This is a genomic window from Streptomyces panaciradicis, from assembly GCF_023516615.1.
GTDB classification, from domain to species: domain Bacteria; phylum Actinomycetota; class Actinomycetes; order Streptomycetales; family Streptomycetaceae; genus Streptomyces; species Streptomyces panaciradicis.
In genome coordinates this window covers 1-10425 of sequence record NZ_JAMGBF010000158.1, presented here as the reverse complement: position 1 = coordinate 10425, position 10425 = coordinate 1, and the positions used below count along the sequence as shown (strand labels likewise).

At 74.5% G+C, this 10425-nt stretch carries 8 protein-coding genes; 6 read left to right on the top strand and 2 right to left on the bottom strand.

Annotated features, from left to right (window positions below; genetic code table 11):
* Nucleotides 1–192, bottom strand: a 192-nt coding sequence (locus M8J74_RS36840; RefSeq protein ID WP_443744583.1) for a DUF5691 domain-containing protein, incomplete at its 3' end; no start/stop codon positions are given.
* Between the two features lie 313 nt (nucleotides 193–505).
* Entirely contained in the window at nucleotides 506–1858 is a 1353-nt protein-coding gene (locus M8J74_RS36835; protein WP_249840596.1) for an SWIM zinc finger family protein, read from the bottom strand.
* 133 nt (nucleotides 1859–1991) lie between these two features.
* Between M8J74_RS36835 and M8J74_RS36830 the strand changes: the two genes are divergently transcribed.
* From M8J74_RS36830 to M8J74_RS36805, 6 genes are all read left to right on the top strand, one after another.
* Nucleotides 1992–3131 carry an ATP-binding protein gene (locus M8J74_RS36830; RefSeq protein ID WP_249840595.1) on the top strand — a complete coding sequence of 380 codons (1140 nt, stop codon included), beginning with the start codon at nucleotides 1992–1994 and terminating at the stop codon, nucleotides 3129–3131.
* Between the two features lie 78 nt (nucleotides 3132–3209).
* Entirely contained in the window at nucleotides 3210–5723 is a 2514-nt protein-coding gene (locus tag M8J74_RS36825) for a DUF5682 family protein (protein WP_249840594.1), read from the top strand.
* Between the two features lie 175 nt (nucleotides 5724–5898).
* Nucleotides 5899–7065 carry a VWA domain-containing protein gene (locus M8J74_RS36820; RefSeq protein ID WP_249840597.1) on the top strand — a complete coding sequence of 389 codons (1167 nt, stop codon included), beginning with the start codon at nucleotides 5899–5901 and terminating at the stop codon, nucleotides 7063–7065.
* Nucleotides 7066–7322: 257 nt separating this feature from the next.
* Entirely contained in the window at nucleotides 7323–8414 is a 1092-nt protein-coding gene (locus tag M8J74_RS36815) for a hypothetical protein (RefSeq protein WP_249840593.1), read from the top strand.
* 180 nt (nucleotides 8415–8594) lie between these two features.
* A complete protein-coding gene (locus M8J74_RS36810) occupies nucleotides 8595–8870 on the top strand; it encodes a hypothetical protein (RefSeq protein WP_249840592.1) in 276 nt (91 codons plus the stop codon).
* Nucleotides 8871–9585: 715 nt separating this feature from the next.
* On the top strand, nucleotides 9586–10425 hold an 840-nt coding region (locus M8J74_RS36805), incomplete at its 3' end, for an ATP-grasp domain-containing protein (RefSeq protein ID WP_249840591.1).

The following is a 10425-nucleotide window of genomic DNA, read 5'->3' as shown; positions in this document are numbered from 1 at the left end:
GGCGGGCCGCAGCCCGGCCCGCCGTCGCAGGGTCTGCACGGCCGCCGCGTCCAGCAGCGCCACCGGCGCCTCGCGTCCCGCCGTGCCGCCCGGCGGCGTCCGCCGCTCGGTGCCGAGCAGCGCCACCGTCACGAGCTCCTCCCAGGCGCCCGGCGAGGGAGTATCCACAGCTGTGGATGTCCTGATCGTCATGCGCTTCCTCTCCGTGAGGCGCCCGGGAGTCGTTGAAGACTCACGGGAACCGGGTGTCCCGTCGGGCCGGACAAATGCGTAAAGTCGATAAGAAAGGGCTCACTGATCACTGTGGGCCGCGAGTGGCGGGACGGCCTTCCGGGGGCTGTGGGGGCCGTGGGCCGGTGCGAGGCCGGGCCCCCGGTGCTGGTGACGGGGCTGCGTCGGGTCGGTCGACCTTGATACGCGCAACGGGAGACTCGATACGCGTAACGGGTGACCTGCGTGTCATCCGCCTTCGGTGTGGTGCGGCGCCGTCGGCCGGTCGGGTGGTTCAGCACAGCGATACCGCCTCGCCCGCCGTCTGCGGCCACGCGGTCAGCGGGGTGAAGCCGCGGTGGCCGCACTCGCCGAAGACCGTCACGGGGGCGCCGCCCGAGAGGGCGACCAGGCGCCACAGGCCCGGGCGGGACCTGGCGGCGGGGGTGAGCGGCAGCGCCGTGTCCCCGTCGGCGTCCGCCAGCTGCCAGGAGTCGCCGTCCGGCGTCGGGACGACCCGGTCCAGGGTCACCGGGACGGACTCCAGCCACGGGTCGTCCCGCAGTGCCGTGCCGTAGCGGGCGGCGGCCTGCGACGTCGTCACTCCTCGCGGCCGTATCGCCGCCGGCGCCGGCGGCGCGAACTGCTCGCCGAGCGCCGCCCGCAGCTGCCCGGTGCCCGGATAGGCCGACACCTCCGCGTCCAGGACCAGTCCCACCGGCAGCGCGAGCTCCGGGGCGCGGCCCGCGGCGCCGTACGACAGCAGCAGGACCGTGCGCTCCGAGTCGGCGCCGTGGAGCCAGATCCGGCGGGTGGTCAGGCGGGCGTCCGCCGTGTCGTACTGCGCGAGGACCAGCCAGCGGTCGCGCAGCGGCGGACCGTCCGCGGAGCCCGGCAGGCCGACGCGGGACCGGACCGTCGCCGCCAGCCCCTCCGGCAGCCGCTCCCGCCCCAGCCAGCCCTGGTCCAGGAGGTGCAGCAGCGCGCACTCCTCCAGCAGGCGCACCGGCCAGCCCGGTCCGGACGCCGGGATCACCCCCAACTCCCGCACCCGCGCGGCCAGTCCGGGCGCCTGCGCGTCCACCATGCGGGCCGCGGTCTCCTCCCACAGCCCGTACCCCGTCTGCTCCGCGCTCGCCAGGCCGCCGCGCAGCAGGTCCGCCAGGCGCTGCTCCAGCTCGGTCGCCCCCGCGGTGACCCGCTCGGCCCGGCGGTCCGCCCGGCGCCGCGCCGCCTCCGGATCAGCGCCCCCCGACGACGGACCGTCGGCCCCCGCCTCCCGCTTCTGCTCGGCGCGCCGCCTTCTGCCCTCTATCCACTCAAGCGCCCAGTCCGGCGCCGGCCCGGCGGGCACCGCCCCGTCCTCCGCCCACAGCAGCAACAGCCCGAGCGCGTGCTTGCACGGGAACTTGCGGCTCGGGCAACTGCACTTGTACGCCGGGCCCGCCGCGTCCGCGAGGTCGACGACCGTCTGATACGGCTTGCTGCCACTGCCCTTGCACAGCCCCCACACCGTCCCCTCGTCACAGCTGCCCGTCCCGGACCACGGCCCCGCCGCCCCGAGTTTGCTCCCCGCTTTGCGTGACGCGGCGTCAGGCGCCAGCGCCAGCACCTGGTCCGCGCTCCAGCGCACCCCCTGCTGAGTCATGTCTCCGACGGTAGATCCCCCCACTGACAATCGGTCCGGCGAGCGCGTTTGCGCAGGTCGGAACGGATTGTCAGTGGCGTGGTGCACGGTTGGTGACAGATCCGAACCGGCCGAGCTGGAGGGGGCCTCAGCCATGTCTGTGTCCGTGGAACCGACGACCGTCGAAGCAGCCGAAGCACGTGCGACGGAGCCGGCCGAGGCGTTGCGGCCGCACGCCGAGGACGCCTTCGCCGCCGAACTCGCCGCGCTGGCCGCGCAGGACGACCGTCCGCGCCCGGCCCGCTGGAAGCTGTCGCCGTGGGCGGTGGCGACGTACCTGCTCGGCGGCACCCTGCCGGACGGAACGGTGATCACACCGAAGTACGTGGGCCCGCGCCGCATCGTCGAGGTGGCCGTCACCACGCTCGCCACCGACCGCGCCCTGCTCCTGCTGGGCGTGCCCGGCACGGCCAAGACCTGGGTGTCGGAACACCTCGCGGCCGCGGTCAGCGGCGACTCGACGCTGCTCGTGCAGGGCACGGCGGGCACGCCGGAGGAGGCGATCCGCTACGGCTGGAACTACGCGCAGCTGCTGGCGCACGGCCCGAGCCGGGACGCCCTGGTGCCCAGCCCGGTCATGCGGGCCATGGCGGAGGGCATGACGGCGCGGGTGGAGGAGCTGACCCGCATCCCGGCCGACGTGCAGGACACCCTCATCACCATCCTGTCCGAGAAGACGCTGCCGATACCGGAGCTGGGGCAGGAGGTGCAGGCGGTCCGCGGCTTCAACCTGATCGCCACGGCGAATGACCGCGACCGCGGCGTCAACGACCTCTCCAGCGCCCTGCGCCGCCGCTTCAACACGGTGGTGCTGCCGCTGCCGGAGAGCGTCGAGGCCGAGGTCGACATCGTCTCGCGGCGCGTCGACCAGATCGGCCGCTCCCTCGACCTGCCGGCGGTGCCGGACGGCGTCGACGAGATCCGCCGCGTCGTGACGGTCTTCCGCGAACTGCGCGACGGCGTCACCTCGGACGGCCGGACCAAGGTCAAGTCCCCGAGCGGCACGCTGTCGACCGCCGAGGCGATCTCCGTCGTCACCAACGGCCTGGCCCTGGCGGCCCACTTCGGCGACGGCGTCCTGCGGGCCGGCGACGTCGCCGCGGGCATCCTCGGCGCCGTCGTCCGTGACCCCGCGGCCGACCGCGTCGTCTGGCGGGAGTACCTGGAGGCGGTCGTCCGCGAACGCGACGGCTGGACGGACTTCTACCGGGCCTGCCGAGAGGTGAGCGCGTGACGCACCGGGGGAACGGGGGCGCCGCGAGGCAGGTGTCCTGCGCAGGCAGGCGGTGGGGGCGAGGGCGAGGTGAGCGGTGTGACGGGGCTTGAGAGGGACGGGGGCCGGCCGGCCGGGGGCGGGCCGCTGCTGCTCGGCGTACGGCATCACGGGCCCGGCTCGGCACGCGCCGTGCGGGCAGCGCTGGACGCGGCCCGGCCCGAGACCGTGCTGATCGAGGGACCGCCCGAGGCCGACGCGCTGATCGCCCTGGCCGGCGACGAGGACATGCGGCCGCCGGTCGCCCTGCTCGCCCACGCCGTGGACGAGCCCGGCCGCTCGGCCTTCTGGCCGCTCGCCGAGTTCTCCCCGGAGTGGGTCGCGATCCGCTGGGCGCTGGAGCACGAGGTACCGGCCCGCTTCATCGACCTGCCGGCGACGCACACGCTGGCCTGGGGGCGGGACGAGACCGACCGAGCCGTGGGGGAGGAGGGCGACGCGTCCCCGAAGGCGGGGGGCGACGGCAGCGGGGCCGCGGAAGCCGACGGCAGCGGGCGCGAGGCGGCCGGGGGCGACGGTGAGGGGGCCGGTGACTCCGCGGGCGGCGAGGGCCCCTCGCAGGACGACATCCGTGTCGACCCGCTCGCAGTGCTCGCCGAAACCGCCGGGTACGACGATCCCGAGCGGTGGTGGGAGGACGTCGTCGAGCACCGGGGGAGCGGCGAGGGGGACCCCTTCGCGCCGTTCGGGGTGCTCGAGGAGGCGATGGGGGCGCTGCGCGAGACGTACGGCGACGCAGGCCACGGCCGGGACCTCGTGCGCGAGGCGTACATGCGGCTCCAGATACGGGCGGCGCAGCGGGAGTTCGGGGACAGGGTGGCCGTCGTGTGCGGTGCCTGGCACGTGCCCGCGCTGCGCCGGAGAACGGCCGTCACCGCCGACCGGGCGCTGCTGAAGGGCCTGGCCAAGGTGAAGGCGGACATGACGTGGGTCCCCTGGACGCACCGGCGGCTGTCCCGGGCCAGCGGCTACGGCGCGGGAATCGACTCGCCGGGCTGGTACGGGCATCTGTTCGGCGCACCGGACCGGCCGGTCGAGCGGTGGATGACGAAGGTCGCCGGACTGCTGCGCGAGGAGGACCGGATCGTCTCCCCCGCGCACGTCATCGAGGCGGTGCGGCTGGCCGAGACCCTCGCCGCGATGCGGGGCCGTCCGCTGCCGGGGCTCGGCGAGACGACCGACGCCGTGCGCGCGGTGATGTGCGAGGGCTCGGACGTGCCGCTGGCGCTGGTGCACGACCGGCTGGTCGTCGGAGACGTGCTGGGCGAGGTGCCGCGGTCGGCGCCCGCGGTGCCGTTGCAGCGGGACCTGGACCGCACCCAGCGCCGGTTGCGGCTCAAACCGGAGGCGCTGGAGCGGGAGCTGGAGCTGGACCTGCGCAAGGAGACCGACGCCGGCCGCAGCACGCTGCTGCACCGGCTGCGGTTGCTGGGCGTCGCCTGGGGCGAGCCGGTGGCCTCCCGGGGGAGCACGGGGACGTTCCGGGAGACCTGGCGGCTGCGCTGGGAGCCCGAGCTGGCGGTGCGGGTGGCGGAGGCGGGGGTGTGGGGTACGACAGTGCTCGCCGCCGCGACGGCCAAGGCGGAGGCGGACGCGGTCGCCGCCCAGGGCCTCGCCGAGGTCACCGCTCTCGCCGAGCGCTGCCTGCTGGCCGAACTGCCGCAGGCGCTGCCCGTGGTGATGCGGGTCCTCGCCGACCGGGCCGCGCTCGACGCGGACGTCGGCCACCTCGCCCAGGCCCTGCCGGCACTGGTCCGCTCCCTGCGCTACGGCGACGTGCGCGGCACCGACACCGGGGCGCTGGCCGAGGTCGCGGCGGGGCTCGCCGAACGGATCTTCGTCGGCCTGCCCCCGGCCTGCGCGGCCCTGGACGCGGACGCGGCCGAGGAGATGCGGCGCCATGTGGACGCGGTGCAGGGGGCGGTGGCCCTTCTCGCCGACGCGCCCGCGTCCCCGGCCGACGGTCCCGGCCCGCACCGTGGCCTGCGCGCTCGGTGGCAGTCGGTCCTGCACGTGCTGTCCGAGCGCGACTCCGTGCCCGGCGTGATCCGCGGGCGGGCGGTCCGACTGCTGCTGGACGACGGCGAGTTGGCCCAGGACGAGGCGGCCAGGCTCATGGGGCTCGTGCTGTCGCCGGGCACACCTCCGGGCGATGCCGCGGCGTGGATCGAGGGCTTCGTCGGCGGCGGCTCGGGCGGCGGGATGCTCCTGCTGCACGACGAGCGGCTGCTCGCGCTGGTCGACGCCTGGCTGACCGGGGTCCCGGCGGAGGCGTTCACGGACGTACTGCCGCTGCTGCGGCGGACGTTCTCGGCCTACGAGCCCGGAGTGCGGCGCACGCTCGGCGAACTCGTGCGCCGGGGGCCGGGGCAGCGGGCGAGCGCCGTGGCGGCCGGTCCCGGGCTGTACGGCTTCGCGGCCGAGCTCGAGAACGACCGCGCCGACGCCGTGCTCCCGGTGGTGCGGCTGCTGCTGGGGCTCGGCGGGCCGGAGGACGGTCCGCAACAGGAGGAAGAGAACGTCGAGAACGATCTGGCGGGGGTGACGGGATGACGAACGACCGACCGAGGAAGACCCGAGAGGGCGCCGCAAGGACGGCCGCCGCGGGGACCGGGGACGGCGGCGGGACGCAGCACCGTCCCACGGGCGCCATCACCGTCGTCCCGCTGTGGGACAGGGACCGTACGGGGGCGCGGCGATGACGGCCGAGGCGAGGGCGGCCGAGACGATGACGTCCGCGGCCGTGGACCCGGCGCAGGAGCGGCTGCGGCGCTGGCGGCTGGTCCTCGGGGGCGACGCCGCCGACGGCACCGGATGCGCGCTGTCCGGCCGGGACGCCGCGATGGACGGGGCGCTGACCTCGCTGTACGGAAAGGCGGACCGGCAGGGCCAGCGGGGCCGGGACCGTTCCGCGGGGCTCGGCGCGTCGGCACCGTCCGTGGCGCGGTGGCTCGGCGACATCCGGACCTACTTCCCCTCCTCCGTCGTCCAGGTCATGCAGCGCGACGCCATCGACCGGCTGGGACTGGCCACGCTGCTGCTGGAGCCGGAGATGCTGGAGGCGGTGGAGGCCGACGTGCACCTCGTCGGCACGCTGCTCTCGCTGAACAAGGCGATGCCGGAGACGACGAAGGAGACGGCGCGGGCGGTCGTGCGCAAGGTCGTCGAGGACCTGGAGAAGCGGCTCGCCACCCGCACCCGGGCCACGCTCACCGGCGCCCTGGACCGCAGCGCCCGGATCAGCCGGCCGCGCCACCACGACATCGACTGGAACCGCACCATCGCGGCCAACCTCAAGCACTACCTGCCCGAGTACCGGACCGTCGTGCCCGAGCGGCTCATCGGATACGGGCGGGCGTCCCAGTCCACGAAGAAGGAGGTCGTGCTCTGTATCGATCAATCGGGATCCATGGCCGCGTCGGTGGTGTACGCCTCGGTGTTCGGGGCGGTGCTCGCCTCGATGCGGACGATCTCCACGCGACTCGTCGTCTTCGACACGGCGGTCGTCGACCTCACCGACCAGCTCGACGACCCGGTCGACGTCCTCTTCGGCACCCAGCTGGGCGGCGGTACGGACATCAACCGGGCGCTCGCCTACTGCCAGTCGCAGATCACCCGGCCCGCCGACACGGTCGTCGTCCTGATCAGTGACCTCTACGAGGGCGGCATCCGTGACGAGATGCTCAAGCGGGTCGCCGCGATGAAGGCGTCCGGCGTGCAGTTCGTCGCGCTGCTCGCGCTCTCCGACGAAGGGGCCCCGGCGTACGACCGGGAACACGCGGCCGCGCTCGCCGCGCTGGGGGCACCGGCGTTCGCCTGCACGCCCGACCTCTTCCCGGAGGTGATGGCGGCGGCGATCGAGAAGCGGCCGCTGCCGATACCGGACACCGCCTGAAGAGACGTCAGGCAGAGTGATTCGATGACGATTTGTCGACCAGTGGTCGTCCGACTTCGGCCAGCAAAACGGACATGACTACCCATCGGTAACAGGGGGCTTGCGCTACCTCGGGAGGGCCGTGCAAGTATCGACGCCTCATCAGCGGTGCGATGCGCTCCGCTCGTCCGCACGGCGTCGTGCCGCCGCACGGCTCTCCACGGCCCCGCCGCGCGGGGTTGGTCCGCACCGTTCCGCCGCACGAGAGGACTTCCCTCTTGACCTGGCCGGCAGCCCTGCCCGCCGCCGCTCTGCGCGTGATGCGCTCCGCGGCCGGTCGGCGTGCGCTGCAGGTGATGGTTCTGGTCGGAGGGCTGTTCGCGCTCGGGTTCCTCTGCGGGGAGCAGGCGCACGCGGCGGATGAGGCGCCGGGGACGTCGTCGTCGGCACCGGGGCCGGTGGTCGGGCGGCTCGTGACCGCTCCGGCCGCGCTCGTCGACGCCCTCACTGCGGCCCCGGGACGGCTCGAAGCCGGTACCCCGGGCAAGCCTCACCCGCATGCTCCGGCCGGGCACGGTCGCCCGGGAGACCCCGCACGGCCCGAGCCGTCCGACCCCGCCCAGTCGCGACCGAAGCCGAAGCCCAAGCCGGCGCCTCCCGCTGACGCCGACCGTGCCGGAAGCACCGACCCCGCCGGCTCCGGCACCCCCGCCAGCACCCCGCCCGCTCGCAGCACCGCCGAGGTCGTTCCGGTGCTCGGCTCCGTGGTGGGCGACGTCGTGCAGTCCGTGGACGCCACGGTTCTGCGGCCGGTCGGCGACCTGGTCGTGACGGTGACGGGCGGGCTGGCCGAGGCGACCGCGCCGATAACGGGGCTGCCGCAGTTGCCGCCCCTGCCCTCGGTGCCGGAACTGCCGGGCACGCCGTCCCTGCCGGGTCTGCCGGGCCTGCCCTCCGTGCCCGGGCAGACCCTGCCCGCGCCCGCGCCGGTGACCCAGCCGGACGGCCCGGGACACGCGGCGGTCGCAGGTGGGGCTCCCGGCGAGAGGCGCTCGGCGGCGCGTGGCGCGACGTACGGCCCGCGGTCCGGCGAGGTCGGCGGCACCGCTCACGCCCTCGCGCGGGGCGACGGCCGACGGACCGCCGACGGTGCCGGCTACGCCCCCCTCCCGCAGGCTCCCGGCGGTGACCCGACCGGCGTGCTGAGCAACCGGTCCGCCGTCGACAGCGGCACCCCGAGGCACAGCGACGCGCAGGCTGTCGCCCTCGGCCATCGCGCGCCCCAGCGCATGCTGTCCGGCGTCGCCGCCCGTGCGCACGGCGACGCGACCCGGGACAGGCACCGGGACATCCCGGTTTCCCCCGCCTAGGGCGGTTCCCTCACCCCCCGGCCCGCAGTCCCGCGGCGCCGGGCGGAACAGGTCTGCCAGACCGTCCGGACGGCCTTCCCCGCCCCGGACGCACCGGACATGTCCCCAAGCCTTCCGCAGAAGACCGGGCTTCCCCGAACGCCTCGGCGCTTCCACGGTTCCGAAGGATCTGACGCACGCATGAACAAGCACATCCGTCGCTCGACCGTCATGGCCGCAGGTGTGGCAACGACGGCCCCCACCGCCAGGGCCGCGAGCATCAAGGCCGCCGCGGCCATCCAGGGGGCCAGGGCCGCCCGTGCCGCTCAGGCGAAGGCACGGACCGCCGCCGACCGGACCGCCGCTGCCGCCGTCACAGCCGTCACAGCCGTCACCGCCCTCACCGCCGAGGCGGTCGTCCCGGGCCGGCTCCAGGAAGCGGCCGGCGTCCACCAGGCCCGCCCGTACAGCGTCTGACCCCTCCGCGGGCGGCGTCGTGGAAGGGCCTCCGGAGGGAGCGCCGTACGACGACCGCCCGAACGCCGCGACGGCGGCACCCCGTGCGCGCATCCGCCGGATGCGCGTGGCGGCCGGGTGCGGACACGCGCGGCGAACGACCGGTTCCGTGAGGACGAGGGACCCGGACGGCCGAAATCCGTCGGCCGGTCCGCCCGACGCCTCGCGGGACGGGCCGGGCGGTCCCCATTGGGGTGGGGACCGCCCGGCCGGGCCCCGTGACACGGCGCTCTCGAGCGACCTCGGGGCCGTACCAGGGGCCTCACCGGGCCAACCCCAGCCCGGTGGGGCCCCGCCTCGTCCTCGGCCCCACTGTGGTCGATTCCCGGCAGCTCACAGCCCCTTCCGCGATCTCTCCCCGCCTCCTCCCCGGCCTCTCCCCGCCCGCCCGCCGCCCCTCACATCCGGCACGTCACCCCCGCACGCGAAGGACGTCGTCGCCTCACATGCGGCACGCCGTGCCAGTGAGGGCGGCATCATGTGACAGGTATCACCGCTCAGGTGTGACCCTCGATTTAGGGGCCTCCAGCAAGCAGCGATAACCTGCGAGACGGACATGCCGCGCGCTCGGACACCGTGTGCGCTTCCCCTGTGACCCAAGCGGACGTCACGTTGCCCTTCGCGGCACGCCCACGCATCCAACGAACCGCGAGATCACTGATAGGGACGGAAGCGCGTGGACCTGTTCGAGTACCAGGCGAGGGACCTCTTCGCCAAGCACGATGTACCGGTGCTGGCCGGTGAAGTCATCGACACGCCTGAGGCGGCCCGCGCAGCCACCGAGCGCCTCGGTGGCAAGTCTGTCGTCAAGGCCCAGGTGAAGGTCGGCGGCCGCGGCAAGGCCGGTGGCGTGAAGCTCGCCGCCACCCCGGACGAGGCCGTCGCCCGCGCGACGGACATCCTCGGCATGGACATCAAGGGCCACACGGTCCACAAGGTGATGATCGCCGAGACCGCCCCCGAGATCGTGGAGGAGTACTACGTCTCCTTCCTCCTCGACCGCGCCAACCGCACCTTCCTCTCCATCGCGTCCGTCGAGGGCGGCGTGGAGATCGAGGAGGTGGCGGCCACCCGTCCGGAGGCCGTCGCCAAGACCCCGATCGACGCCAACGAGGGTGTGACCGAGGAGAAGGCCCGCGAGATCGTCGCGGCCGCGAAGTTCCCGGCCGAGGTCGCCGACAAGGTCGTCAACGTCCTCGTCAAGCTGTGGGACACCTTCATCAAGGAGGACGCCCTCCTGGTCGAGGTCAACCCGCTGGCCAAGGTCGCCTCCGGTGAGGTCATCGCCCTCGACGGCAAGGTCTCCCTGGACGAGAACGCCGAGTTCCGCCAGCCGGAGCACGAGGCACTCCACGACAAGGAGGCGGCCAATCCGCTCGAGGCCGCCGCCAAGGAGAAGAACCTCAACTACGTCAAGCTCGACGGCGAGGTCGGCATCATCGGCAACGGCGCGGGTCTCGTCATGAGCACCCTGGACGTCGTCGCGTACGCCGGTGAGAACCACGGCGGCGTCAAG

What these genes read in the sequence shown, in the direction of transcription:
- M8J74_RS36820 (WP_249840597.1), top strand. Translation starts at nt 5,899, where the DNA reads ATGACGTCCGCGGCCGTGGACCCGGCGCAGGAGCGGCTGCGGCGCTGG.
- M8J74_RS36830 (WP_249840595.1), top strand. Translation starts at nt 1,992, where the DNA reads ATGTCTGTGTCCGTGGAACCGACGACCGTCGAAGCAGCCGAAGCACGT.
- M8J74_RS36810 (WP_249840592.1), top strand. Translation starts at nt 8,595, where the DNA reads ATGAACAAGCACATCCGTCGCTCGACCGTCATGGCCGCAGGTGTGGCA.
- M8J74_RS36835 (WP_249840596.1), bottom strand. Translation starts at nt 1,858, where the DNA reads ATGACTCAGCAGGGGGTGCGCTGGAGCGCGGACCAGGTGCTGGCGCTG.